Here is a 25,756-nt window from a genome sequence, read left to right on the forward strand (position 1 = left end):
CGGATCAGTGCGCGTAGAAAGCCGGATCCGAATTGTCGCTCGGATGCTCGAACGCCCAGCGGAGCGCGGAGGAGAGCGGGATGTTGTAGGTCAGCCCGCGCGGCGGCACCGGCTTGAGGAACCAGGTCTCGTAGATCTTCATGATCTCGGGGCTGTGGTAGAGATCCGCGGTGGCCCGATCGACCACCGCCTTGAAGGCCGGGTCCTCCCGGCGCAGCATGATCCCGTAGGGTTCCGGGTTGGACAGGGTTTCCGCGCTGATCACGTAGGCGGAGGGATCCTTCGACTGGGCGGCCACGACGCTGAGCTGCACGTCATCCATGACGAAGGCCGCCGCCCGGCCGGTCTCGACCAGCAGAAAGCCCTCCGGCACGTCCTTGGCGGCGATCACGTTGATGCCGAGCTTGCGCTCGTTGTTGGCCTTGATCAGCATCAGGATGTTGGTCGAGCCGGCCACCGACGAGACCGACTTGCCGCGCAGGTCATCCAGTTTGCCGATCGTCTGGTCCTTCCGCGAGATGAACCGGGTCGCGGTGAGGAAGTGGGTGTTGGCGAAATCGACCTGCTTCTTGCGCTCCGTATTGTTGGTGGTGGTGCCGCATTCGAGATCGGTGGTGCCGTTGGTCATCAGCGGGATGCGGGACGAGGAATTCACGAACTCCATCGCGACCTCGAGCCCCGGCATCTTCAGCTCGCGCTTCACGGCGTCGGCGATCTTCAGGCAGATATCGACCGCGAAGCCGACCACCTTCTGGTTCTGGTCGAGGTAGCTGAACGGCGGCGCGGTATCGCGCACCCCGAGCACGATCCGGTTGTTGTCCTTGATCTTCTTGAGGGTGCCGGTGAGGGCATCGGCCTGGGCCGCCGGGGGAAGCACCGCGAGCAAGACGGCGAGGATCGGGGTGAGCAGGCGCATGGGCTGGCGGGCTCCGGGGTCGTGCATCGAGGCGCCGACCGAGGGGGGCGGCGGGGAGCCGGATCGGGCTTCCGCCCACCACTCAGCAAGAGTCCGGCCGCGATGATGCCGGATGGCGGGACCAAGACCGGTTCCCGACCGAACGGAACGCCGGGATAGTGATCATCCCTCCGATTGCGCGGCGTGCAGGACCGGCAAGGCGCGCAACGCATCGGTCGCATAGTCGAGGAAGGCGTTGACCCGGGCGGGCCGGAGCCCCTGGCTCGGGGTGACGAGCTGCACCGGCACCGGCGGCGGCTCGTACGACGCCAGCAGGCGCACGAGGCGGCCCGCCGCGATGTCCTCGGCGGTCTGGTAGGACAGCACCCGGGCGATGCCGCGCCCGGCCCGGGCCGCGATCAGCGCCGCCTCGACCTCATTGACGATCAGGCGCGGTGCGAGGCGCACGCGATGGGTGCCGAAGCGCCATTCGCGGACATTCGAGCGGACCATGCCCAGGATGGTGTCGTGGTCGGCCAACTCGGCGGGCATCCGGGGCGTGCCCCGCGCCGCGAGGTAGCCCGGGCTCGCCACGACCACTTGGCGCACCTCCCCGACCCGGCGCGCGACCAAGCGGGATTCCGCGAGCTGCCCGATCCGCAGGGCGACATCGATGCCCTCCTCCACGAGGTCGAGGTTGCGGTCGGCGAGCACCAGCTCGACCTGCACCTCCGCGTAGGCATCGAGGAAGCCGGACACGACCGGCGCGACGTGCTTGCGCCCGAACAGGACCGGGGCCGTCACCCGCACGAGGCCGCGCACCGCATCGCCCGCCGCGCCGGAGACGGCGGCCTCGTAGCCCGCGAGCAGTTCGCGCGCCCGCTCGGCCAGTTCGAGCCCCGCCGGGGTCGGCGCGAGGCGCCGGGTGGTGCGCTCCACCAGGCGGGTGCCGGCCCGCGCTTCCAGGCTCGCCAGCGCCCGGGTGGCGGCGGCGGCCGAGCGGCGCGACCGGCGCGCGGCCCCGGCGAGGCTGCCGGCGTCGATGATCGCGACGTAGAGGGCGAGTTCGTCCAGCCGGTCCATGGATCATTTCAGCAACTGAAATTCTGAGTGTCACAGCGTCCGGATTTTCGCCGTCCCTTGCAAGAGCCATAGTCAGGGCGTCGCTGGAGACCCCGATCATGTCTGAACCCGCCCTGACCCTGTACGGCTTGCGCCTCTCGGGCCATTCGCACCGCGCGGAACTGTTCCTGTCGCTGCTGGGGCTGCCCTATCGCTTCGTCGAGGTGGGTAGCGCGGAGCGGCGGGCCGCCGCCGATTTCCGGCGTCTCAATCCGCTCGGCCAGATTCCGGTCCTGACCGACGGCACGGTGGCGATCCCGGACAGCAACGCGATCCTGGTCTACCTGGCGGCCCGCTACGCGCCGGAGAGCGGCTGGATGCCGGCCGATCCGCTGGCCGCCGCGGCGGTCCAGCGCTGGCTGTCGATCGCCGCCGGGGAGGTGCGCACCGGACCGGCGCTCGCCCGGCTGATGGTGGTGTTCGGCGCGACCGCCGACCGGGCGACGGTGCACGCCACCGCGGCGCGGATCCTGACATTCATGGACGGGCATCTGGCCGATCGCCCGTATCTCGCGGCCGAGCGGGCGACGCTCGCCGACATCGCCTGCTATTCCTACGTCGCCCACGCCCCAGAGGGCGGCGTCTCGCTCGCCCCCTACCCGGCCGTGCGGGCCTGGATCGCCCGGGTGGAGGCCCTGCCGGGCTTCATCCCGATGCCGGCCTCCCCCATCCCCGAACAGGCGTGAGGTGCGCCATGTCCGACTTCCACGCAGACGAACTGATCGCGCAGGCCCATGCCGGCCACGTCCTCGGCGAGACCCCGGCGATCCGGACCTTCATGCCCGACCAGCACCGCCTCTTCTTCGCGGGCCTGCCCTATCTCCTGATCGGGACCGCGGACTCGGCCGGCGCGCCGGTCGCGACCCTGCTGACCGGCGCGCCCGGCTTCGTGCACAGCCCGGACGCGACGCATCTCGCCATCGCCGCGGCGCTCGATCCCGCCGACCCGGCGGCCAAGTTCCTCGTGCCAGGTGCCGAGGCCGGGATCCTCGGCATCGATCTGGCGACGCGGCGGCGCAACCGCGCCAACGGCCGGATCGTGCATCGCGACCGGGACGGCCTGACCGTGGCGGTCGATCAGAGCTTCGGCAATTGCCCGCAATACATCCAGCGGCGCGACGTCGAGCCGGTTCCGCGCCAGCCGGGCCCGACCGAGATCCTGTCATCCCTGGACGCGGAGGCCGGCGCGCTGATCGATGCCGCCGACACGCTGTTCGTGGCGACCCGGTCGCGGGACGACCTCCGGGAGGGCGGCGCCGACATCTCGCACCGGGGCGGGCGGCCGGGCTTCGTCCGGCGCCGGGGCGACGTGCTGACGGTGCCGGATTTTTCCGGCAACCGCTACTTCAATACCCTGGGCAACCTGATCGGCGAGCCGCGGGCGGCCTTGCTGTTCCTCGACTTTGCGTCCGGTGACCTGCTGGTCCTGCAGGGCCGCACCGAGATCGACTGGACCGGCGCCCCGGGTCTTCTCGGCGCGCAGCGGTCGTGGTCCTTCCCGGTGACCGACGGCTGGCGCCGCCGGGGGGCTGTGCCCCTGCGCTGGAGCGAGCCCGAGCCGGCGCCGCAACTCGCGCGCACCGGCATCTGGGCCGAGGCGGACGGGGTCTGATCCTGATCAGGCCGCGCCCACCGCGGCGGCCTCGTGCTCCTGGGCAAGCTGCGCATCGGCGGCGGCGACCTTTTGGAAGGCCGGACGGCCGCGGACGCGCTCGACATAGGCCGACAGCACCGGATCGGGCGCCACCAGGCCGAAGCCCATCGTCCAGCCGAGCGCGCTGCCCCACAGGATGTCCGCGGCGCTGAAGCGGTCGCCGAGCAGGTACGGGCCCGGATCCAGCGCCTCATTGATGCGCGCGATCACGCTGTCGTAATCGGCATAGGCCGACATGGCCCGCGGCCCCGCCTCGCGCTTGAGATGGCGGTCGATCACCGCGGGCTCGAAGCAGGAGCCGTAGAACACCATCCAGCGCAGATACGTCCCCCGGGCGGGATCGGTGATCGCAGGGGCGAGGCCGGCCTCCGGGAACAGGTCGGCGAGATACAAGTAGACCGCCGCCTGCTCGGTGACGAGCGTCTCGCCATGGCGGATCGCCGGCACCTTCGCCATCGGGTTGATCGCGCGATAGGCCTCTCCGAGATGCTCGCCGGCCCGCATGTTGAGCCCATGCAGGCGATGCGGGGCGCCGAGTTCCTCCAGAAGCACGCGTACGCCCGACGAGCGGGTATTCGGCGCATGGTAGAACGCGATCTCCGGCGTATTCGTCATGCCGCACCCTTCCAGATGATGTGATTTGCGCGGCGGTACGCTTCGTCCCGCCGACGAGCCGGGTCAATCGTGCAGTGCACCGAGCCGGTCTGGCGGAACATCCCGATCCCACCGAGGCCGTTCTGTACGGGGCGCTCTCTTCCACAGGGACCGGAATCGCGGCAGGGACGTTGGGCGTTTGTGCGTTGCCGCGCGTTGGGGTGCCAGCCGGCGCGACGCGACCCGGGGATTCGAGTACTGATGGCGAAGATACTGCTGGTCGAGGACCATGAAGAGATCTGGGACTTCCTGTCCCGACGCCTCAAGCGCCGCGGCTACGAGGTGATCCTGGCCCATGACGGCGAGGCCGGCGTCCAGCAGGCCCGGTCGGGCCAACCCGACGTGATCCTGCTCGACATGAACCTGCCGATCCTCGATGGCTGGTCGGCGGCGCGGGCGCTGAAATCCGGATCGGACACGCGGGCGATCCCGATCATCGCGCTCACCGCTCACGCCATGTCCGGCGACCGGGACAAGGCGATCCAGGCGGGCTGCGACGACTACCATCCCAAGCCGGTCGATTTCTCCAAGCTGCTCAGCCAGATCAGCGCCGCCCTGGGCGAGACCGCGCAGGCTGGCTGACGCCACCCGGCCCCTTAGGCTCCGAACCGCTCCGCCGTCGCGGTCCGGCAGCGTCCCCGAGTTCGACACGTCAGTGGAGCGTATCCGTGAGCGAGGATCCCGTCACCGCCCAGCGCCTCAAGCAGGGCCTGCCGGTCATCGTCGCCCTGGCCTCGACCCTCTTGGTCGTGTCGATCATGGCGGCCCTGTATCTCGGGCGCGAGATCCTGGTGCCGGTGACGCTGGCGATCCTCCTGAGCTTCGTCCTGGTGCCGGCGGTCCGGATCCTCCGGCGGATCCGCGTGCCTCGGGCGGCGGCGGTCCTCCTGGTGGTGGTGATCGTGTTCGGCGGCCTGTTCGGGATCGGCAGCCTGATCGCCAGCGAGGCGTCGCAGCTCGCCACCGACCTGCCGCGCTACACCCAGGTGATGCGCACCAAGATCAAGGACCTGCGCGGCGCCACCGCCGGGACCGGGACCCTGTCCCGGATGGTCGACATGGTCCAGGATCTCAGCGCCACGCTGCAGCCGCCCGCCGCGATCGAGGTCAAGGGCGAGCCGGGAACCCGCACCCACCCGCTCACCGTGGAGATCAGCCCAGCGCGGGCGAGCGTGGTCGAGACGTTCCAGACCTTCGCGGGGCCGATCCTGCACCCGCTGGCCACCACCGGCCTGATCCTGATCTTCACGATCTTCATCCTGCTCCAGCGCGAGGACCTGCGGAATCGGGCGATCCGGCTGGCGGGCGGCTCCGGGGATTTGCGCCGGGTCACGGCGGCGATCGATGACGCGACCAGCCGGCTCAGCCGGTTCTTCCTGGCCCAGCTCGCCCTCAACATCGCCTTCGGGGTGGTGATCGGGGTCGGCTTGTGGCTGATCGGCGTGCCGAGCCCAACGCTGTTCGGCGTGCTCGCGGCGATCCTGCGCTTCGTGCCGTATATCGGCGCCGCGATCAGCGCCCTGCTGCCGCTGATTCTCGCCGCCGCGGTCGATCCCGGCTGGACCATGGTCATCGCCACCGCGGCCCTGTTCCTGGTGGTGGAGCCGATCTGCGGCCACGTGATCGAGCCGCTGCTCTACGGACACTCCACCGGCCTGTCGCCGATCGCGGTGATCCTGGCCGCCACGATCTGGACCTTCCTGTGGGGGCCGATCGGCCTCGTTCTGGCCACCCCGCTCACCGTCTGCCTGGTCGTGCTCGGCCGGCACGTGGAGCGGCTCTGGTATCTCGACGTGCTGCTCGGCGACCGGCCCGCCCTGGCACCGCCGGAGATCTTCTACCAGCGCATGCTGGCGGGCGACCCGGCCGAGGCGATCGACCAGGGCTGGCAGTTCCTCAAGGAGCGGGCACTCGTCACTTATTACGACGAGGTCGCTCTGGCGGGGCTGCTGCTCGCCCAGGAGGACCTCTCGCGTGGCACCCTGGACCGCGCCCGCCAGGACGAGGTCGGCGCGGCGATCCGCACCGTGGTGGCGCGGCTCGGGACCGCGCCGGTGGCGCGGCGGACGTGGCGGGGATCGACGCGCTCCTCGCCCGATACCGAGACCGCGGCGGCGCTGGCGGCCGTCGGGCCGGACCGGCAGGTCGCCGGCATCGTGCTGGCCCGCGAGGAGCTCGCCCCGGCCTGGCGCAGCGAGACGCCGGTCCTGTGCGTATCGAGCCGCGGCCCGTTCGACGAGGCGGCGACCCTGATGCTGAGCCAGATCCTGGCCCGGCACGGGCTAGCCTCGCAGACCCTGTCGATGGCCGCGATCCGGGCCGGCGAGCGGCCCGAGAACCCGGAGGGCCTGGCGCTGATCTGCTTCTCCTACCTGGAGCCGGTCAGCCTGTCGCAGATCCGCTTCACCGTGCGGCAGGCCCGCGCGGCGGTGCCGGGCGTGCGCATCCTGGTGGGCTTCTGGCGCGAGCGCGACCCGGCCACCCTGGACCGCCTGCGCCGGGCGACCTCGGCGGATTTTCTGGTGACGTCGCTGAACGAGGCGCTCTCGGCGGTCCTGACCACCTGCCGGGACCCGGCGCCTCCGCGGATCGCTACCGCGCCTGCCAAGGCCCTGCCCAGTGCGGCCCGAGCGGCGGCGGCGTAGCCGGCACACGTCCCCACGGTGCGCGCCAAGCGCGACATTGGTGCCATCGACAACCTCGATCGCCCCCCTAAAGTCGCAACGGGATATCGGTCTCGGGCCGGTCTCCGCTCCCTTCACGTCCGAAAGAATCAAGACCGCGCGGCATGTCCGACTCTCCCGAAAAACCTCCCATCGGACCGGCCGCCGTGGTCAGAGACGGTGCGGCCAGTGATGTCGCCGACCGCACGAGCGATATCTTCTTCGCCGCGGTGGAAACCACCCGGATGCCGATGATCGTTACCGATCCGCGCCAGCCGGATAACCCGATCATCTTCGCCAACCGCGCCTTCCTGGCGATGACCGGCTACACGCCGGAGGAGCTCGTCGGGCGCAATTGCCGGTTCCTGCAGGGCCCGGACACCGACCGCGAGACCGTCGATCAGGTCCGCGCGGCGATCGCGGAGAGGCGCGAATTCGCCACCGAGATCCTGAACTACCGCAAGAACGGCTCGACCTTCTGGAACGCCCTGTTCGTCTCGCCGGTGTACAATGCGGCGGGCGAACTGGTGTACTTTTTCGGCTCGCAGCTCGACGTCTCACGCCGCCGCGACGTCGAGGAAGCCCTGGGCCAAGCGCAGAAGATGGAGGCGCTCGGCCAGCTCACCGGGGGCATCGCGCACGATTTCAACAACCTGCTGCAAGTGATCGTCGGCTACGTCGACATCCTGGCCTCCGGGCTGGAGAAGCCGGATGCCGACCGCGCCCGGCTCGGACGCGCCACCGACAACATCCGCCAGGCGGCCGACCGCGCCACGACGCTGACGCAGCAGCTCCTGGCCTTCGCCCGCAAGCAGCGGCTGGACGGGCGCGCGGTCAACCTCAACACGCTGGTCGAGGGGATGCGCGAGATGGTCGCCCGCTCGGTCGGCGAGGTGGTGACGATCGAGCTGGATCTCGCTCCTGACCTCTGGAACTGCCGGGTCGATCCGACCCAGGCCGAAGTCGCGATCCTCAACGTGCTGATCAACGCCCGCGACGCGATGCCGGAGGGCGGCAGCGTGCGGATCACCACCGCGAACACCGAGATCGTGGCGGGCGGCGAGATCGGGCCGCTGCGCCCCGGCCGCTACGTCAGCATCGCCATCCGGGATACCGGCACCGGCATCCCGCCTGCGGTGCTCGCCCGGGTGATGGACCCGTTCTTCACCACCAAGGAGGAGGGCAAGGGCACCGGGCTCGGCCTGTCGATGGTCTATGGCTTCGCCAAGCAATCGGGCGGCGCCGCCCAGATCGAGTCGACGGTCGGCGCGGGCACGACGGTGCGCCTGTCCTTCCCGGCCACCGACGGCGACGCGCACGCCCCGTCCAAGGTCTCGCACCGGACCGTGGACCGGCAGGGCACCGAGACGATCCTGATCGTCGACGACCGCGAGGACGTGGCCGAGCTCGCCCGCACCATCCTACGGGATTTCGGCTACACGACGCTGATGGCCGGCAATGCCCGCGAGGCCCTGGAGATCCTCGACTCCAGCGAGCGCATCGACCTGCTGTTCACCGACCTGATCATGCCGGGCGGTATGAACGGCGTGCTGCTCGCCCGGGAGGCGCGCCGCCGCCAGCCCAAGCTCAAGGTCCTGCTCGCCACGGGCTACGCGGAGGCGAGCCTGGAGCGAACCGATATCGGCGGTTCGGAGTTTGACCTGCTCAACAAGCCTTACCGGCGCACGGAACTGGTCCGCCGCGTGCGGGCGATCCTCGACGGTCCGACCGGCGTAGGCTGAGCGTGAGGAGAGGCGCCATGGCGCAGGGCGACAAGGCGAAATACACCGACAAGCAGAAGCGCAAGGCCGAGCACATCGCGGACTCCTACGAGGCGCGCGGCGTGCCGGAGCCGGAAGCCGAGGCGCGGGCCTGGGCCACCGTCAACAAGGACGACGGCGGCGGCAAGAAGCCGGGCGGCTCCGGCCGCGGCAAGGCCACCGGCCATCCGGCGGCCCACAAGGGCGGCGCCACAGGCGGCAAGGCTTCTGCGAGCCGGACGCCGGAACAGCGCTCGGCCTCTGCGAAGAAGGCTGCGGCGACGCGGAAGGCGAATGCTGCTGCGAGCGCGTGATGGGTCGAAGCGCGCCGGAGGTGGTCCGCACATTCCCAAGGTCTGGAACCGGCCAAACCAAGCACGAATTTGCTTGACGGATTTGTACCGTACACGGTACATAGTGCCGTGTACGGTCCGGCATGTCAGCGACGCAGAAAAAAGTTCCTGCTTCCTTCTATAAAACGACCACCGGCACCGAACCGGTGCGGGACTGGATCCTTGGCCTGTCGGCTGATGACCGGAAGATTGTCGGTACTGACATCGCCATCGTCGAGTTCGGCTGGCCTGTCGGGATGCCGACCTGCAAATCACTCGGCAACGGGCTTTGGGAAGTTCGCAGCGATCTGACCGGCGGGAAGATCGGGCGGGTCATCTTCGTCATGCATCAGGGTCAGATGGTCCTACTGCATGCGTTCGTGAAGAAGACGCAGAAGACCCCTTTGTCCGACATCCGTATCGCCACCAAGCGCCAGAAGGAGCTTTAGCAATGAGCGAACGAATCGGATCTTCCTTTGAAAGCTTCCTCAACGAAACGGGAAGCAGGGAAGACATCTACGCGGAAGCAACCAAGCGCGTGCTGGCATGGCAGATCGAACAGGCTATGGAAGCTCAGAACATTTCCAAAACGCAGATGGCGAGGAAGATGAAAACCAGCCGCAGCCAGCTCGACCGGCTGCTCGATCCAACGAATATGGCGGTTCAGATCGATACCATCCAAAAAGCGGCAGAGGCTGTTGGACGAAAGCTGGTGATCGAGCTGCGCGAACCAGAGTCGGCATAGATCCTTCTGCAATCGGCCGAAGATAGACGGCACCATCCGCGAAATCTTACCCGCACCTCACGCCCGATCCCGCCCCTCGACCAGCTTGACCAACGTGTGCAGCATCCGGTTCGCTGGCGTCGGGATGCCCAGCGCCGCGCCTGTCCGCATCACGTATCCGTTGAGGTGGTCGATCTCGCTGGGCCGGCCCCGGGCGAGGTCCTGGGCCGTGGAGGAACGCTGGTCGGCCATGCTGGTGCTGAGGGCGAGCACCGTGTCGAGGATGTCGTCAGGCACCGACACGCCCACGGCGCGGGCCACCGCGACGCATTCCTCCACCACGTCGGTCATTGCTGCGATCACGCCCTCGCCCTGGACCAGGCGGCCGTAGGGCAGCTGGGTCAGGGCCGAGAGAGCGTTGTAGGCGCAGTTGAGGATCAGCTTGCCCCAGAGGGCGTCCAGGGCGCGCTCCGAGACGGTGGTCGGGATCTCGGCGGCCATGAGCGCGGCGGCGATCGTCGGGCTCGCGTCCGAGGCGCCGAGCACCAGGTCGCCCCGGCCGTTGTGGCGGACGTGGGCCGGCCCGACCATCTCGGTGGCGACGTAGACCGCCACCGGCACCACCGGCCGTCCCAGCACGGCGGCGAGGCGCTCGGCATTGTCGACGCCGTTCTGGAGGCTGAGGATCGTGGCCGAAGGGTTGAGATGCGCGGCGATCGTCGCCCCGGCCGCTTCCGTGTCGCCCGACTTGACGCAGACCAGCACCAGATCGGCCCCGGCGACGCCCTCGCCGGACGCGGTCGCCTGGACGGCGACGTTCTCGCGCCCGGCCGCACTCTCCAGCACCAGGCCGTCGGACCGGACCGCCTCGACCAGGGCCGGTCGGCCGATCAGCGTCACCGCGTGACCGGCCCGCGCCAGCAGGAACCCGTAATAGCAGCCGACCGCCCCGGCCCCGAGGATGGCGACCTTCATCGCGCCGAAGCCGCGGCGCGCGCGGGATGGAACGGGGCGGCGCCGAGTGCGCTGGTCCGGACATGGTCGAGCAGGGCCTGGACCGGGTGGCGCAGCCGGACGCCGTCGACCAGCTTCGCCTGGGACCGGCAGGAATAGCCGTCCGCCAGCAGGGTGCCGCCGGGAGCGTCGGCCACGTGGTGCGCCCAGCTCAAGCCGTAGATCGCCTCGGAGGTGGCGCGATTGCGCGTCTCGTGGCCGTAGGTCCCGGCCATGCCGCAGCAGCCCGCGGCCGGCACGTCGAGCCGCAGCCCGAGATGGGTGAACACGGCCTGCCAGTCGCGCACCGCGCCGGGGGCGTTGGTGCGCTCGGTGCAATGGGGCAGCAGCCGCAGGGTTGCGTTGCCCTGCCGGGGCGCGATCCGGTCGAGTTGGGTGGCGAGCCATTCCTGCAGGATCTGGACCTGGGGCAGGTCGTCGGCGCCCAGCGCCTGGGCATATTCGGACCGGTAGGTCAGCGTCATCGAGGGGTCGAGGCCGACCAGCGGCACGCCCGAGTGGGCGAGCGTCCGCAGCATCGCGGCGTTGGACCGTGCCACCACGGCGAACCGGGCCAGGAAGCCGTGGACGTGCAGCGGCTTGCCGTTCGGCCGGTAGGGCACGAGCCAGGGCTGGAAGCCGAGGGCGATGAGGAGCGCGCAGGCATCCACCACCAGGGCCGCCTCGAAATGGCTGGTGAAGGCGTCCTGCACCAGCAGCACCGTGCGCTCCCGCTCCGCCGGGGCGAGCCGGGCCAGCACCTCCGGGGTCGCAGTGGCGACCCCGAGACCGGCGAGCCGCGTTTTCAGGTCCACGGGCGACAGGGCCGGGATCCCGACCAGGCCGGCTTTGGCCAGCAGCATCCGGGCGAGCGGATTGGCCAGAACCGCGTTGCTCAGGCGCGGCATCCGGGCCGCCAGAGGCAACAGCGGCTCCAGAGCCGCCACCAGATGGTCCTTCAGGGGCCGGGCGTAGCGGGCGTGGTAGAGCGCCAGGAACTTGGCCCGGAAGGTCGGGACGTCGACCTTGATCGGGCAGGAGCCCGTGCAGGACTTGCAGGCGAGGCAGCCGTCCATCGCCTTCTTGACGGCGTGCGAGAAATCATCCGCCTCGGAGCCGCGTCGGAAACCGCTCCGCAAAGTCGCGAAAAGATCGGGCAGCCAGCCGGCGCGCTGGCGCTTGAGCTCCGCGGCCGGGTCGATCCCCGCCTGCGCGGCCAGCCGCAGCCACTCGCGCATCAGCGAGGCGCGGCCCTTGGGCGAGTGCCGGCGCTCCCGGGTCGCCTTCCAGGACGGGCACATCGCGTCGTCCGGATCGTAATTGAAGCAGGCGCCGTTGCCGTTGCAGTGCAGGGCCTCGTCGAAATCCTGCCGGACCGGCGGCGGGATCGTGCGGTCCTGCTCGCCCCGGCGGGGCACGCCGTCGATCCGGGTGAGCGCGCCGCCGCGGGCCGAGGCGATCTTGCCCGGGTTCATCCGGTCGCCCGGGTCGAAGGCGCGCTTGACCGCCTCCAGCGCCGGCATCAGCGGCCCGAAGGTCGCGGGCACGAACTCGGAGCGGAAGCCCTTGCCGTGCTCGCCCCAGAGCAGCCCGCCATATTTGGCGGTGAGCGCGACCACGCCCTCGGTGACCTCGCGGATCAGGGCGTTCTGGTTCGGGTCTTTCAGGTCGATGGCCGGGCGGACATGCAGCACGCCGGCATCGACATGGCCGAACATGCCGTAGCGCAGCCCCTTGGCGTCGAGCAGCGCCCGGAACTCGGCGATGTAGTCGGCGAGCCGCTCCGGCGGCACCGCGGTATCCTCGACGAACGGGATCGGGCGCGCATCGCCCTTGGCGGCGCCGAGCAGGCCCACCGCCTTCTTGCGCATGGTCCAGAGTTTTTCGATCGCCGCGCCGCGGGCGATGGTGAAGCCCAACCGCTTGGTATCGGTGCCGCGCTCGGCCTCGAGCATCGTGGTGAGCCGCGCCAGGGCGGCGTCCACGGCCTGCGCGTCGTCGCCGACGAATTCCACGAGGTTGATGCCGTGGACCGGGCGGCCGCCGGGATCGTCGGGGAAGAAGGCCTGCACCTCGGCCCAGATCGGGTCCTGGCGGGCGAGCCCCAACACGGTGGAATCGATGGTCTCCACGGAGGCCGCGCCGAACGGCAGCAGGGCCTGAGCGTCACGCAAGGCCGCGTCGAAATCCACGTAAGAGAGCGCCACCAGCACCGAGGCCTTCGGGATCGGCAGCACGTTGAGCCGCGCCTCGGCGATCAGCGCCAGGGTGCCCTCGGACCCGCAGATCAGGCTCTTGAGGTCGAAGCGCCCTGACGCGTCGCGCAGATGGGCGAGGTCGTAGCCGGTGAGGCAGCGGTTGAGCTTGGGGAAGCGCTCGGCGATCAGCGCGGCGTTCTCAGTGACGACCGTGTCGACGGTGCGGTGGATCGCGCCGACGCGATCGTTGCGCGCCTTGGCGGCGCCGAGGCCGGCCTCGTCCAGCGGCTCGGCTTCCCAGACCGTGCCGTCGGTGAGCACGCAGGTCAGCGCCAGGACGTGATCGCGGGTCTTGCCGTACAGGCAGGAGCCCTGCCCGCAGGCGTCCGTGGAGATCATGCCGCCGATGGTCGCGCGGTTCGAGGTCGAAAGTTCGGGGGCGAAGAACAGGCCGTGCTCGGCCAGCGCCCGGTTGAGCTGGTCCTTCACCACCCCGGGCTCGACCCGGACGGTGCGGCGGGCGACGTCGATCTCCAGGATGCGGTTCATGTGCCGCGAGGTGTCGACCACGAGGCCGTGGCCGAGCGACTGGCCGTTGGTGCCGGTGGCACCGCCGCGCGGGCGGATCACGATCTCGGTGAAGCGCGGATCGTCCAGCAGCTTGGCGATCCGCACGAGGTCGTCGCGCGAGCGCGGGAAGGCCACCGCCCCCGGCTCGACTTGGTAGATCGAGTTGTCGGTGGAAAAGACCGTGCGGTCGGCGGCCGACACGGTGAGGTCGCCCTCGAAGCCGCGCAGGCGCAGCTCGGCGACAGCCGCCTCATAGAGCGGCACGGCCTCGGTGTGGCGGGTCAGGACCGGGATCATGCAGGCGTTCTACACCCGGCGGATCGCGAGGGAAGATCGGCGCTTATGTCACGCTGGGCCGAAACAGGCTGGCACTCGGTTTGCCACGACGCATGCAGTTGCGGAGCAGATACCCATGAACGCGAGCGTCGAACGGGTCCGGGATGCCCTGGCCGAACTGATCAAGGCGGCCCTCATCTCCGACGACGGCAAGAGCCTCGCCTGCCGCGAGGCCGGGCGGGACAAACTCGCCGGGCTGGCGGCCGACCCGCCGGAGGCCGAGAGCCTGCGCATGGACGGCGCCTGGATGCTGGCGATCCAGCAGGCGGAGACGCCAGAGCTGGCGGCCGAGGAGGGCCAGGTGAACCTGACCTTGCCGCGCGCCTGCCCGTTCAGCCTCGACGAGATCCTCGCCCCCGGTTTCGATGTGGATCACGGGGTCGAGCGCATCCGCAAGTCCGCCTCCACGGGCTGAACGCGCCTGTTGAGGACGCGCCGGCCGCCGTTGCCGCGGACCTGCCGGAACCCCATCTTGCGCTGACGAGACCGAATCAGCGGTCCGGCGTCCCAGCGCGGGCGCACATCTTTTTCGAGAACCGTCCGGCACCACCTTTTGGCACCACGCATCAGCGCAGAGGCGGCCGAACCCGCCGCTCCCCCGCCCTTCCCCACCCGCGAGCAGATCCTCGCCTTCGTGGCCGAGGCGACGGAACCCGTCGGCAAGCGGGAGATCGCCAAGGCGTTCGGCATCAAGGGTGCGGCCAAGATCGACCTGAAGCGCATCCTTAAGGAGATCGAGGAGGACGGTGCCGTCGATCGCGGGCGCGGCGGCCTCGCGACTGCGGGTCGCCTGCCGCCGGTGGTGCTGACCGATATCCGCTCGCGCGACCGGCACGGCGACTTCCTGGCGGTTCCGGTGGAATGGACCGGCACCGGCAAGCCGCCAGCAATCGTGCTCGTCCAGCCGCGCGGGCCGCGCAAGGGCAACCGGCCGGCGGCCGGGATCGGCGACCGGGCCCTGGTCCGGGTCGAGCGCGACGCCGAGGGCGGCTATACCGGCCGGGTCATCAAGGTCATCGGCAAGAACAAGGCCGAGATCATCGGCGTCTACCGGGCCGGCGCGCAGGGCGGCCGGATCGTGCCGGTGGAGAAGCGCTCGCAGGGCCGCGAGATCCTGATCCCGCCGGGTGAAGAGGGCCAGGCCCGGGACGGCGACCTCGTCAGCGTGTCGCTGGAGCGCGAGACGCGCTTCGGCCTGCCGCGGGGGCGCGTCCGGGAGCGGCTCGGCTCGCTCGGTTCCGAGAAGGCCGTGAGCCTGATCGCGCTCCACCTGCACAACATCCCGCACGTTTTTTCAGACCCGACCCTGGCGGAGGCCGACGCCGCCGCACCCGCCTCGCTCAAAGGCCGCGAGGATTGGCGCGACCGCCCGCTGCTGACCATCGACCCGCCCGACGCCAAGGACCACGACGACGCCGTGATGGCCGAGGCCGATCCCGACCCGGCCAATCCGGGCGGCTTCATCGTCACCGTCGCCATCGCGGATGTCGCGGCTTACGTCCGCCCCGGTTCGAGCCTCGACCGCGAGGCGCTGGAGCGGGGCAACTCGGTCTACTTCCCCGATCGCGTCGTGCCGATGCTGCCGGAGCGGATCTCGAACGATCTCTGCTCCCTGCGCGAGGGCGAGGACCGCCCGGCCATCGCGGTCCGGATGGTGATCGCCGCCGACGGCGTGAAGCGGCGCCACACGTTCCACCGGGTGATGATGCGCTCGCGCGCCAAGCTCGCCTACGCGCAGGCGCAAGCCGCCATCGACGGCCAGCCGGACGCCACCACCGGGCCGCTGCTGGAGACGGTCCTGAATCCGCTCTGGACGGCCTACGCCGCCCTGCGCGAGGCGCGCGACCGCCGCGGCCCGTTGGCCCTCGACCTGCCTGAGCGCAAGGTGCTGCTGTCGCCCGAGGGCGCGGTCGACCGGGTGATCGTGCCGGAGCGCCTCGACGCGCACCGGCTGATCGAGGAGTTCATGATCCAGGCCAACGTCGCCGCGGCCGAGACCCTGGAGGCGGCCAAGCAGGTGCTGATCTACCGGGTCCACGACGAGCCGGCGCAGGAGAAGATGCAGGCGCTCGGCGAGGTTCTGGCCTCGGTCGGGATCAAGCTGCCCAAGGAAGGCGCGCTGCGCCCCGCCCTGTTCAACCGCATCCTCGGATCGGTGGCGGGCAGCGAGCACGCGACCTTCATCAACGAGGTGGTGCTGCGCTCCCAGGCGCAGGCCGTCTACGCCGCCGAGAATCTCGGCCATTTCGGCTTGAACCTGCGCCGCTACGCGCATTTCACCTCGCCGATCCGGCGCTACGCCGACCTGATCGTGCACCGGGCGCTGATCACCGCCTGCCGCCTCGGCTCCGACGGCCTGCCGCCGGAGGTGTCCCTGGGCGAACTCGCGCAGGTCGGCGAACAGATCTCGGCGGCCGAACGCCGCGCCATGGCAGCCGAGCGCGAGACCATCGACCGGCTGATCGCCCACCATCTGGTCGACCGGATCGGCGCAACCTTCGCGGGGCAGATCGCGGGCGTCACCCGGTCGGGCCTGTTCATCAAGCTCGACGAGACCGGGGCGGACGGGTTCGTGCCGATCTCGCAGCTCGGCGCCGACTATTTCCGCCACGAGGAGGCCCGCCACGCCCTGGTGGGCGAGCGCAGCGGCGAGACCTTCCGGCTCGGCGACCGGGTCGAGGTCCGCCTGGTGGAGGCCGCGCCCGTGGCCGGCGCGCTCCGCTTCGAGCTGCTCAGCGAGGGCAAGACCCGCGCCGGGTCTGGCAAGGATGGCGGCGGCCGGAAGCCCGGCGGCCGCCCGTTCAAGGCGGCGGCGTCGGGGCGTCCGCCTGGCATCCGCAACGCCGGTACGCGCCATCGCGGCTCGCGCCGGTGACCCGGCCGGTGTAGACCCTGGACATGGCCACCGACGCGATTCCCGTGCGCACCCGCCTGATCCCCGCGATGGCGCGCGGCTTCATCGGTCGCTGTCCGCATTGCGGCCAGGGCCGGATCTTCGGGCGCTTCCTCAAGGTGCGGCCGGAATGCGATGCCTGCGGCCTCGAACTGCACCACCACCGGGCCGACGACCTGCCGCCCTACGCGGTGATCTTCATCGTCGGCCACATCGTCGGCTACCTGATCCTAGAGACCGAGACCAATTACGACGTCCCGCTCTGGGTCGAGATGGGCATCTGGCCGGTCTTTACGCTGCTCTTCGCCCTCGCGCTGCTCCAGCCGGTCAAGGGCGCGGTCGTCGGGTTGCAATATGCCCTTGGCATGCAAGGCTTCGCCACGTTACCGCGGGGCCGCCCCGTCTCGGGGTTGAAGGAGACGCGCCTTGCCGCAGCCGGAGCCGCAGCAGGAATCCGAGATCCCGACCAGCCCTGAGCCGAAGCCGTCCCCGGCGCGCCTGCGCCCGCGGGACGCCGCGACCCTAATCGTGCTCGACCGGCGCGGCAAAGGCGGCCCGAAGGTCCTGATGGGCCGGCGGAACCCGAAACTCGCGTTCATGCCGGGGCAGTTCGTGTTCCCGGGCGGCCGGATCGAGCTCGGCGACCGCCACATGCCGGTGGCCGGCGCCCTGCCCGATTATGCCGAGGCCGCGCTCACCCGGCAGGTCTCCCGGCCGCCGCACCATCTCGGCCGGGCGCTGGCGCTCGCCGCCATCCGGGAAACCTATGAGGAGACCGGCCTGTTGCTGGGTACGACCGAGCACGGCGCCCCCGAGACCGCGCCGGAGGGCTGGGAGGTTTTTGCCCGGCACGGAATCCTGCCGGACCTGGAGGCGCTGCATCTGGTCGCCCGGGCGATCACGCCGCCCAAGCGCGTGCGCCGGTTCGACACGCGCTTCTTCGCCATCGACCGCCGGATGGTCGCGGCCGAGGAGCCGGGCCGGGTGAGCCCGGATTCCGAATTCACCGAGCTTGCCTGGGTCCGCCTCGACGCGGCGCGCAAGCTCGACCTGCCGTTCATCACCCGGGCCGTCCTCGACGATCTCGAGGCGCAGATCGCCGTCGATTTCGCGCCGTACCGGATGATCCCCTTCCATTACGAGCGCTACGGCCGCCGCGAACGGGTCGCCTTGTGAATGTGTCCGAGAGGCCGGACCGGATCGTCGCGCCAAGCGGGATCGGGCCGGACACCGTGGCGGCGATCACCGCCGCCATCGCTTGCGTCACCGTCGTCGGGATCGGGCTGAGCCTGTCCATCCCGCTCCTGTCGATCGAGATGGAGCGGCGCGGCGCGTCGAGCACCGTGATTGGGCTCAACACCGCGATCGCGGGTGTCGCCAGCATCTGCACGGTGCCGTTCGTGCCGCGGCTGGCGTCGCGGATCGGCGTCGCACGGCTCCTGTGCCTGGCGCTGATCGTGGGGGCAGTGAGCCTCGCGGCCTTCCCGATGGTTCCGGGCATCGCCCTGTGGTTCCCCCTGCGCTTCGTGTTCTCGATGACGCTGGGCGCGCTGTTCGTGCTCTCCGAGTACTGGATCAACGCGGCAGCCCCGCCGGAGCGGCGCGGCCTGGTGATGGGCATCTACGCGACCGTGCTGGCCGCCGGCTTCGCGGTGGGCCCGGCCCTGCTGGCGCTGGTCGGAACCGAGGGCTTGGCGCCCTACCTGACCGGCGCAGCCCTGATGCTGGCCGGCGGCCTGCCGATCGTCCTCGCCCGAGGGCTGTCGCCGACCATCGAGCACGGCTCCGGCCGCAGCATCCTGGCCTATCTGCGCCTCGCCCCCGGGGCGCTGCTCGCCGCCCTCGCCTACGGGGCGGTGGAGACCGGGATCTTCGCGATCCTGCCGCTCTACGGGCTGCGCCTCGGCTACGACGCGCAGGGCGCGGCCGGCCTCGTCAGCCTGATCGCGCTCGGCAACGTGCTGTTCCAGATCCCGTTCGGCTGGCTCGCCGACCGCTTCGACCGGCGCGCGGTGCTCCTCGGCGCGGGCCTCGGCGGCGCCGCGGGCTCGGCCCTGATCCCGCTGGCCTCCGGTTCGCCGGTGGCCCTCGGCCTCGTCCTGTTCCTGTGGGGCGGCATCGCCGGCACGCTCTACACGGTCGGCCTGACCACCTTGGGCGACCGGGTTCCGGCCACCGATCTCGCGGGCGCCAACGCGGCCTTCGTGGTGCTGTACAATGTCGGCCTGATGCTGGGACCGCCCCTGATCGGCGGCGGCCTCGACCTCGTGCCGCCGCACGGCTTCGCCTGGGCGCTGCTCACCCTGTTCATGGCCTTCTCGTTGAGCCTCGCCACGATGGAGCGATCCTCCCCCCGGTCTTGACCTGACCGACCCGATCGGGCATTGACCCGCCCGTATTCGGCCGGGCTTTCCCGGCCATTTGCGTTTCGCTCACGCGGAATGCCGCACCCTGCAGGAGCGCCGCGCCATGGCCAAGGCCGTCACCGTCAAGATCAAGCTCATCTCCACCGCCGACACCGGCTATTTCTACGTCACCAAGAAGAACTCCCGCACGCAGACCGAGAAGCTGACGATGCGCAAGTACGATCCGGTGGCGCGCAAGCACGTCGAGTTCAAGGAAACCAAGATCAAGTAAGGCAAGATCGAGAAGGTTTGAGGCCGCCCTCAGGCCTCAGCCGATCCGATGAGCCGCTCCGGGGACGGGGCGGCTTTTTCTATGCGCGCACCGATCCGTCCTCCGGTGGTCGGCCCCAGCCCAGTGCCACGCCGTAGTGTCGCCGCGATTCGGGCGCTGCCTGACGCCGCGCCGGGATCCGCATCCCCCCGCATTGGCCGGACCGGTCATTGGAGCGCGCACACGATGTCGAAAATGCTGCTGACGATGGTGATCGTCCTGGCGGTTCTCGCGGCCCGCATCGTCCTCAAGCTGCCGCTGCTGCCCTATCGGGCGGTTCGCGGCCTCTGGCGGAGCCTGTCGGCCCCGGCCTGACACGGCTCACGCGCCCGGCACCACCGCCCCGGACAGTTCGGGATCGAGCGTCCGCGCCAGGGTCCGGGCGATGGCGACGAGGGCGGTCACCATCGGGGTCGAGGGTTCGCGCCGCGGGGCGACGAGGCCGATCGTGTGCTCCAGGTCCGGCGCGGTGATCGGGATCGCCCGCACCCCCGCCATCGGCCCGAGGGCGTCCACCAGGATCTCCGGCATGATCGAGGCCCAGCGCAGGCTGCGCACATGGGTCATCAGCACGATCATCGAGTTCGATTCGAGCGTCGCGACCGGCTCAGCGCCCGATTCGCGGATCTGCTGGTCGATGATCCGCCGGTTCTGCATGTTCGGGGTCAGAAGGCAGAGCGGCAAGCGGCCGGTTTCGGCCCAGGTGACGCTGCTGCGGCCGTCGAACGGGCCGCCATCGGCCGTCACCAAGCGATAACGCTCCCGGTAGAGCGGCACCGAGACGACCCGGCCCAGGGGCTCGTTGTCGAGGTAGGTCAGGCCGGCATCGGCCTCCAGGTTCTCGATCAGCGAGAAGATGTCGGCCGAGGCCGCGGATTCGACCGTCAGCCGCACGTCCGGGTGGCGCTCGCCATACGGGGTGGTCAGGCTCACGATCATCGGCAGGGCCGTGGGGATCGCGGCGATGCGCAGGTGCCCGGTCAGACCCCGGCGCAGGCCGGTGACCTCCTCGTGCATCGCCCGCGCGTCGGCCACGATGCGGCGCGCCCATTCGAGAACCCGCTCACCCTCCGGGGTGAAGCCCTGGAAGCGCGAGCCGCGCAACACGAGCTGCACGCCGAAGCGATTCTCCAGCTGCTTCACGCCGGCCGAGAGGGTCTGCTGCGTCACCCCGCAGGTCTCGGCGGCGTGGCCGAAATGCTGCTCGCGGGCGAGCGCGAGCAGGAAATCCAGCTTGTCGATCACGGGGGCATTCCGAACGACTCATGCCGGCACGCAGTGGCATGCCAGAACGTAATCACCCGCCCGTCCGGCCACAACAGGCCAGCTCAGCGGAACAGGATGAACGCCTTCGACAGGGTGATGCCGATCCCCCAGAGGATCGGGATGCCGACCACCGCCCAGGCCAGCGCGGCCCCGGCGCTGAACCCGCCCCGGCCGATGCCGAACGAGCCCGAGGCACGCACGGAGGCGGCTCCGGCCCGGGCGTCGAGGGCGGCGCGCTCGGACTCGGACATGAACCAGCGGCCGGCCAGCGGCCGAATCAGCAGGTTGCAGACGAACCCGGCGGCCAGGAACGCCGCCAGCACGTACATCGTCCGCCCGTAGAGATCCGCACCCTGCACCCCGGCGGCGGCCTGGGCCTCGCGGATCTTGGTGACCACGAACGGCCCGACGATGCCGGCGGTGGACCACGCGGTGAGCAGGCGGCCGTGGATCGCGCCCACGAACTGCGTCCCGAACACGTCGGCGAGGTAGGCGGGGATCGTCGCGAAGCCGCCGCCATACATCGACAGGATCACGCAGAAGAACGCGACGAACAGTGCCTGCGAGCCGATCCCGGCGGCCCAGGGCGCGGCGGCGTAGAGCACGCCGCCCAGCGCGAAGAAGATCGCGTAGGTGAGCTTGCGGCCGATCCGGTCCGACATTGAGGCCCAGAAGAATCGGCCCAGGATGTTGAACAGCGACAGCAAGCCGACGAAGCCGGCCGCGATCGCGGCGATCTGGGCCTTCTGGCCGGCATCGAGGGCGGAGAAGCCGGTGCCGGGCAGCCCGATCAAGGCGCCGCCGAAAATCTCCTGAAGCATCGGCGAGGCCAGCGCCAGCACGCCGATCCCGGCCGAGACGTTGAGGCAGAGCACCAGCCAGATCATCCAGAACTGGAAGGTCTTGTGCGCGTCCCGCAGGTGGACGTGGCCCGAGGCGATCATGGCGTTCTTGGCCGCCGGTTGGGTCCAACCGTCCGGCTTCCAGCCCGCCGGCGGGACCCGGTAGCCGAAGGCGCCGCCCAACATGAACACGATGTAGCCGAGCCCCATCACGGCCAGCGTCTGCCAGACGCCGACGGACTCGGCGCTGCGGAAGGTCTTGATCAGGCCGTCGGCCAAGGGCGAGCCGATCATCGCGCCGCCGCCAAAACCCATGATCGCCATGCCGGTAGCCATGCCGCGCCGGTCGGGGAACCATTTGATGAGCGTCGAGACCGGGGAGATGTAGCCGAGCCCCAGCCCGATGCCGCCGATTAGGCCCATGCCGAGCCAGACCAACCAGAGCTGGTGGAGATAGACGCCCAGCGCGCCGATCAGGAAGCCGCCGCCCCAGCACAGGGCCGCGGCGATGCCAGCCTTGCGCGGCCCGGCCCGCTCCAGCCAGCCGCCGAACACGGCGGCCGAGAGGCCGAGCATGACGATCCCGATCGAGAAGACGATGACGAGGTCGCTGACCCGCCAGTCGCAGGTGGTGGTGAACAGGGCCGTGATCACGCCCATGTCGGGGCAGGCGGCGGGTGCGGGCTGGCCGACGGAGAGTGCCCGGCTCAGCGGCAACCAGAATACCGACAGCCCATAGGACATGCCGATGCAGAGATGGATCGCCAGGGCCGCGGGTGGGACCAGCCAGCGATTGAAGCCCGGTTTGGCGACGATGCGTTCACGGGACAACCAGCCGTGAGCGCTCCCGGACGCGACCGCGCCCGCTAGTTCTGAATGCATCGCGACTCCTCCGGGCCGACTCTCTTGAGCGAGTCTTGCCGCGGCGCAGTCTTAACCGTTCCGGCTGCCGGGTGCCAGCACGCGGAAACATCTGGCGCGCAATCCAGATCTTGGTTCGACTGCGGGGCGCCCGGATCAGCCGGCGTCGCTGGCGCCCTCGCCGAGCTTCTGCGGATCGCGGGTCGCCGGGCGCACCGGGCTCTCGGCCAGGGGCTCGGCGCCGCGCAGGGCCCGCTGCACCAGGCTGTCGGCCCGGTCGCCCATCGCCGGCAGGGCGGCCTCGAGCTTCGAGACCATCTTGGGCGTCCAGAAGGCCGTGATGTGCTTGTGCACCCCGGCCACCGCCTCGTCCTCCGGGTAGGACCGGAAGAACGTGGCGATCTGGTTCGCCATCCGGAGGAGCTTGTCCTCCTGGGTCTGCGCGCTCATCGGCTCACTCCGCCGCGTCGAGGCGCTGGGCGATGCGCGTCAACGAGAAATCCTCCTCGTAGAACTTCGCCTGCCAGTCGGACGGCCGGTTGGTCCGCCGGACCTGCACCGCCGTCACCTTGTATTCCGGGCAGTTGGTCGCCCAGTCCGAGTAGTCGGTGGTGATGACGTTGGCGCCGGTCTTGGCGTGGTGGAACGTGGTGTAGACCACGCCGGGCTGCATCCGCTCCGAGACCTTGGCCTTCAGGGCGATGTCGCCGGACCGACTCTCCAGCGAGACCAGATCACCGTCGACCACACCGCGCAGCTCCGCGTCGAACGGGTGGATCTCCAGCACGTCCTCCTCGTGCCAGCGCGAGTTCTCGGTGCGCCGGGTCTGCGCGCCGACATTGTACTGGGACAGGATCCGGCCCGTGGTCAGGATCAGCGGGAACTTCGCCCCCGTCCGCTCCTCGGTGGCCACGAACTCGGTGATCATGAACCGGCCCTTGCCGCGGACGAAGCGGTCCACGTGCATCATCGGGGTACCGAGCGGCGCCTTCTCGTTGCAGGGCCACTGCACCGAGCCCAGCTCGTCGAGCTTGGCGTAGGACACGCCGGTGAAGCTCGGGGTCAGGCCCGCGATCTCGTCCATGATCTCGGACGGGTGGCTGTATTCCATCTTGTAGCCCAGCGCGTTCGAGAGCAGCACCGTGCCCTCCCAGTCGCCGTAGCCGCCCATCGGGGGCATCACCTTGCGCACGCGGGAGATGCGGCGCTCGGCGTTGGTGAAGGTGCCGTCCTTCTCCAGGAACGAAGCGCCCGGCAGGAAGACGTGGGCGTATTTGGCGGTCTCGTTCAGGAACAGGTCCTGGATGACGATGCATTCCATCGCCTTGAGGCCGGAGGTGACGTGGTGCGTGTCGGGATCCGACTGCGCGATGTCCTCGCCCTGGATGTACAGGCCCTTGAACGCGCCATCGACGGCCTCGTCCAGCATGTTGGTGATGCGCAGGCCCGGCGCGCCGTCGAGCTTGGCGCCCCAGAGGGCCTCGAAGCTCTCACGGGTGGCATCGTCCGAGACGTGGCGGTAGCCGGTGAACTCGTGCGGGAACGAGCCCATGTCGCAGGAGCCCTGGACGTTGTTCTGGCCGCGCAGCGGGTTCACGCCGGCGCCGAGCTTGCCGATGTTGCCGGTGGCCATGGCGATGTTGGCCATGCCCATCACCATGGTCGAGCCCTGGCTGTGCTCGGTGACGCCGAGGCCGTAATAGATGCCGGCCGCGCCGCCCGTGGCGTAGAGCCGGGCCGCCGCGCGGACTTCGGCCGGGTCGAGGCCGGTGAAGGTCTGCTGCGACTCGGGGGAGTGGCGCTCCTCGGCGATGAACCGGGCCCAGGTCTCGAACTCGGCGAGATCGCAGCGCTCGCGGACATAGGCTTCGTCGATCAGCCCCTCGGTTACGATGACGTGCGCCAGCGAGTTGATGAAGGCGACGTTGGAGCCGGGCTTCAGCGGCAGATGGTAATCGGCCTTGATGTGGGGCGACTTCACCAAGTCGATCTTGCGGGGATCCGCAACGATCAGCTTCGCCCCTTGCCGGAGGCGCTTCTTCATCCGCGAGCCGAACACCGGATGGCCGTCGGTCGGGTTGGCGCCGATCACCAGGATCACGTCGGACTGCTCGACCGACTTGAAGTCCTGGGTGCCGGCCGAGGTGCCGAGCGTCGACATCAGGCCGTAGCCGGTGGGCGAGTGGCAGACGCGGGCGCAGGTATCGACGTTGTTGTTGCCGAAGGCGGCGCGCACGAGCTTCTGGACGAGGTAGGCCTCCTCGTTGGTGCAGCGCGACGAGGTGATGCCGCCGACCGAATCCTTGCCGTAGGTGGCCTGGATCCGCTTGAACTCGGAGGCCGCGTGGCTGATCGCCTCCTCCCAAGAAACCTCGCGCCACGGATCCGTGATCTTGGCCCGGATCATCGGCTTGGTGATGCGGTCCTTGTGGGTGGCGTAGCCGTAGGCGAAGCGGCCCTTGACGCAGCTATGGCCCTCGTTGGCCTTGCCGCCCTTGAACGGCACCATACGGACGACGCGGGTGCCCTGCATCTCGGCCTTGAACGAGCAGCCGACGCCGCAATAGGCGCAGGTCGTCACCTCGGCGTGCTCGGGCTGGCCGAATTCGTGGATCGACTTTTCCTGCAACGTGGCCGTCGGACAGGCCTGCACGCAGGCGCCGCAGGAGACGCACTCCGATTCCATGAAGTTCGTCGGGCCCGCCGCCACGCGGCTGTCGAAGCCGCGGCCCGCGATGGTCAGCGCGAAGGTGCCCTGCACCTCCTCGCAGGCGCGGACGCAGCGGTTGCAGACGATGCACTTCGACGGATCGTACGTGAAGTACGGGTTCGACTCGTCCTTGGGCAGATACTTTTCCGCCGTCGGCACGACGTGGTTGTCGCCCTCGTAGCCGTAGCGGACGTCGCGCAGGCCGACGACGCCGGCCATGTCCTGCAATTCGCAGTCGCCGTTGGCAGCGCAGGTCAGGCAGGTCAGCGGGTGATCGGAGATGTAGAGCTCCATCACGCCCTTGCGGAGCTTGGCGAGCTTGTCGGTCTGCGTGCGCACGACCATGCCGTTCTCGGCCGGGGTGGTGCAGGAGGCCGGCGTGCCGCGCCGCCCCTCGATCTCCACGAGACAGAGGCGGCAGGAGCCGAACGGCTCCAGGCTGTCGGTGGCGCACAGCTTCGGGATCTGCGTGCCGGCATGCATCGCCGCCGCCATCACGGAGGTGCCGGCCGGAACCGTCACGTCCATGCCGTCGATCGTCAGGGTGACGGTCTGCTCCGCGACGCGGATCGGCGTGCCGTAGTCGATCTCTTTGATGAGGGCCATG

24 protein-coding genes are annotated in these 25,756 nt (G+C 69.9%); 15 read left to right on the top strand and 9 right to left on the bottom strand.

Annotated features, from left to right (window positions below; genetic code table 11):
• Positions 1 to 4: 4 nt before the first annotated feature.
• Positions 5 to 916, bottom strand: coding sequence for an amino acid ABC transporter substrate-binding protein (locus MKK67_RS08615; RefSeq protein WP_243963437.1), 912 nt, complete (start codon positions 914 to 916; stop codon positions 5 to 7).
• A gap of 162 nt (positions 917 to 1,078) precedes the next feature.
• Positions 1,079 to 1,978 (bottom strand): LysR substrate-binding domain-containing protein, encoded by a 900-nt coding sequence (locus tag MKK67_RS08620; protein ID WP_243963438.1) that lies wholly within the window; start codon positions 1,976 to 1,978, stop codon positions 1,079 to 1,081.
• Between the two features lie 98 nt (positions 1,979 to 2,076).
• Between MKK67_RS08620 and MKK67_RS08625 the strand changes: the two genes are divergently transcribed.
• A complete protein-coding gene (locus MKK67_RS08625; RefSeq protein ID WP_243963439.1) occupies positions 2,077 to 2,703 on the top strand; it encodes a glutathione S-transferase family protein in 627 nt (208 codons plus the stop codon).
• An 8-nt stretch (positions 2,704 to 2,711) separates the two neighbouring features.
• The gene (locus tag MKK67_RS08630; RefSeq protein WP_243963440.1) at positions 2,712 to 3,629 is read left to right on the top strand and encodes a pyridoxamine 5'-phosphate oxidase family protein; all 918 of its coding nucleotides are present in this window, start codon (positions 2,712 to 2,714) and stop codon (positions 3,627 to 3,629) included.
• Between the two features lie 6 nt (positions 3,630 to 3,635).
• On the opposite strand, the gene MKK67_RS08635 is transcribed toward MKK67_RS08630, so the two are convergent.
• Complete coding sequence (locus MKK67_RS08635; RefSeq protein WP_243963442.1) at positions 3,636 to 4,286, bottom strand: glutathione S-transferase family protein; 651 nt, start codon at positions 4,284 to 4,286, stop codon at positions 3,636 to 3,638.
• 240 nt (positions 4,287 to 4,526) lie between these two features.
• On the opposite strand from MKK67_RS08635, the gene MKK67_RS08640 reads away from it, so the two are divergent.
• The 6 genes from MKK67_RS08640 to MKK67_RS08665 all read left to right on the top strand — a co-directional run bounded on the left by MKK67_RS08640 (position 4,527) and on the right by MKK67_RS08665 (position 9,825).
• A complete protein-coding gene (locus tag MKK67_RS08640) occupies positions 4,527 to 4,907 on the top strand; it encodes a response regulator (RefSeq protein WP_007565721.1) in 381 nt (126 codons plus the stop codon).
• An 86-nt stretch (positions 4,908 to 4,993) separates the two neighbouring features.
• Complete coding sequence (locus MKK67_RS08645; RefSeq protein WP_243963443.1) at positions 4,994 to 6,970, top strand: AI-2E family transporter; 1,977 nt, start codon at positions 4,994 to 4,996, stop codon at positions 6,968 to 6,970.
• A 143-nt stretch (positions 6,971 to 7,113) separates the two neighbouring features.
• Complete coding sequence (locus tag MKK67_RS08650) at positions 7,114 to 8,730, top strand: hybrid sensor histidine kinase/response regulator (protein WP_243963444.1); 1,617 nt, start codon at positions 7,114 to 7,116, stop codon at positions 8,728 to 8,730.
• Positions 8,731 to 8,747: 17 nt separating this feature from the next.
• Positions 8,748 to 9,062: a plasmid stabilization protein gene (locus tag MKK67_RS08655; RefSeq protein ID WP_243963445.1), complete on the top strand. Its 315-nt coding sequence runs from the start codon at positions 8,748 to 8,750 to the stop codon at positions 9,060 to 9,062.
• Positions 9,063 to 9,184: 122 nt separating this feature from the next.
• Positions 9,185 to 9,529: a type II toxin-antitoxin system RelE/ParE family toxin gene (locus MKK67_RS08660; protein WP_243963446.1), complete on the top strand. Its 345-nt coding sequence runs from the start codon at positions 9,185 to 9,187 to the stop codon at positions 9,527 to 9,529.
• A gap of 2 nt (positions 9,530 to 9,531) precedes the next feature.
• The gene (locus MKK67_RS08665) at positions 9,532 to 9,825 is read left to right on the top strand and encodes a helix-turn-helix domain-containing protein (protein ID WP_243963447.1); all 294 of its coding nucleotides are present in this window, start codon (positions 9,532 to 9,534) and stop codon (positions 9,823 to 9,825) included.
• Between the two features lie 57 nt (positions 9,826 to 9,882).
• On the opposite strand, the gene MKK67_RS08670 is transcribed toward MKK67_RS08665, so the two are convergent.
• Together MKK67_RS08670 and MKK67_RS08675 are read right to left on the bottom strand one after the other, a co-directional pair.
• Positions 9,883 to 10,779, bottom strand: a complete 897-nt coding sequence (locus MKK67_RS08670) for a ketopantoate reductase family protein (protein ID WP_243963448.1) — start codon at positions 10,777 to 10,779, stop codon at positions 9,883 to 9,885.
• Positions 10,776 to 13,862: an FAD-binding and (Fe-S)-binding domain-containing protein gene (locus MKK67_RS08675; protein ID WP_243963450.1), complete on the bottom strand. Its 3,087-nt coding sequence runs from the start codon at positions 13,860 to 13,862 to the stop codon at positions 10,776 to 10,778. Before MKK67_RS08675 ends, MKK67_RS08670 begins: the two co-directional genes overlap by 4 nt.
• 115 nt (positions 13,863 to 13,977) lie before the next feature.
• Between MKK67_RS08675 and MKK67_RS08680 the strand changes: the two genes are divergently transcribed.
• The 7 genes from MKK67_RS08680 (at position 13,978) to MKK67_RS32570 (ending at position 19,785) form a co-directional block, all read left to right on the top strand.
• Positions 13,978 to 14,316: a hypothetical protein gene (locus tag MKK67_RS08680; protein ID WP_243963452.1), complete on the top strand. Its 339-nt coding sequence runs from the start codon at positions 13,978 to 13,980 to the stop codon at positions 14,314 to 14,316.
• 138 nt (positions 14,317 to 14,454) lie between these two features.
• Positions 14,455 to 16,776, top strand: coding sequence for a ribonuclease R (gene rnr / locus MKK67_RS08685; protein WP_243963454.1), 2,322 nt, complete (start codon positions 14,455 to 14,457; stop codon positions 16,774 to 16,776).
• 23 nt (positions 16,777 to 16,799) lie between these two features.
• Entirely contained in the window at positions 16,800 to 17,270 is a 471-nt protein-coding gene (locus MKK67_RS08690; RefSeq protein WP_243963455.1) for a DUF983 domain-containing protein, read from the top strand.
• Positions 17,221 to 17,970 carry an NUDIX hydrolase gene (locus MKK67_RS08695; protein ID WP_243963456.1) on the top strand — a complete coding sequence of 250 codons (750 nt, stop codon included), beginning with the start codon at positions 17,221 to 17,223 and terminating at the stop codon, positions 17,968 to 17,970. The genes MKK67_RS08690 and MKK67_RS08695 overlap by 50 nt, the downstream gene beginning before the upstream one ends.
• On the top strand, positions 17,967 to 19,157 hold the full coding sequence (locus MKK67_RS08700; protein ID WP_243963457.1) for an MFS transporter: 1,191 nt from the start codon (positions 17,967 to 17,969) through the stop codon (positions 19,155 to 19,157). The genes MKK67_RS08695 and MKK67_RS08700 overlap by 4 nt, the downstream gene beginning before the upstream one ends.
• Positions 19,158 to 19,263: 106 nt before the next feature.
• Entirely contained in the window at positions 19,264 to 19,431 is a 168-nt protein-coding gene (gene rpmG / locus MKK67_RS08705; protein WP_007565747.1) for a 50S ribosomal protein L33, read from the top strand.
• 225 nt (positions 19,432 to 19,656) lie between these two features.
• The gene (locus MKK67_RS32570) at positions 19,657 to 19,785 is read left to right on the top strand and encodes a hypothetical protein (protein WP_279594898.1); all 129 of its coding nucleotides are present in this window, start codon (positions 19,657 to 19,659) and stop codon (positions 19,783 to 19,785) included.
• A gap of 6 nt (positions 19,786 to 19,791) precedes the next feature.
• Here the strand turns inward: MKK67_RS32570 and MKK67_RS08710 are convergent, their stop codons facing one another.
• The 4 genes from MKK67_RS08710 to fdhF all read right to left on the bottom strand — a co-directional run bounded on the left by MKK67_RS08710 (position 19,792) and on the right by fdhF (position 25,755).
• Positions 19,792 to 20,715, bottom strand: coding sequence for a LysR family transcriptional regulator (locus tag MKK67_RS08710; protein ID WP_243963458.1), 924 nt, complete (start codon positions 20,713 to 20,715; stop codon positions 19,792 to 19,794).
• A gap of 83 nt (positions 20,716 to 20,798) precedes the next feature.
• Positions 20,799 to 22,460: an OFA family MFS transporter gene (locus MKK67_RS08715; protein ID WP_243963459.1), complete on the bottom strand. Its 1,662-nt coding sequence runs from the start codon at positions 22,458 to 22,460 to the stop codon at positions 20,799 to 20,801.
• A gap of 135 nt (positions 22,461 to 22,595) precedes the next feature.
• Positions 22,596 to 22,889 (bottom strand): formate dehydrogenase subunit delta, encoded by a 294-nt coding sequence (locus tag MKK67_RS08720; RefSeq protein WP_243963460.1) that lies wholly within the window; start codon positions 22,887 to 22,889, stop codon positions 22,596 to 22,598.
• Between the two features lie 4 nt (positions 22,890 to 22,893).
• Positions 22,894 to 25,755 carry a formate dehydrogenase subunit alpha gene (gene fdhF, locus MKK67_RS08725; RefSeq protein ID WP_243963462.1) on the bottom strand — a complete coding sequence of 954 codons (2,862 nt, stop codon included), beginning with the start codon at positions 25,753 to 25,755 and terminating at the stop codon, positions 22,894 to 22,896.
• Between the last annotated feature and the right edge of the window lies 1 nt (position 25,756).

This window comes from Methylobacterium sp. J-072 (assembly GCF_022829425.1).
Taxonomy (GTDB): Bacteria; Pseudomonadota; Alphaproteobacteria; order Rhizobiales; family Beijerinckiaceae; genus Methylobacterium.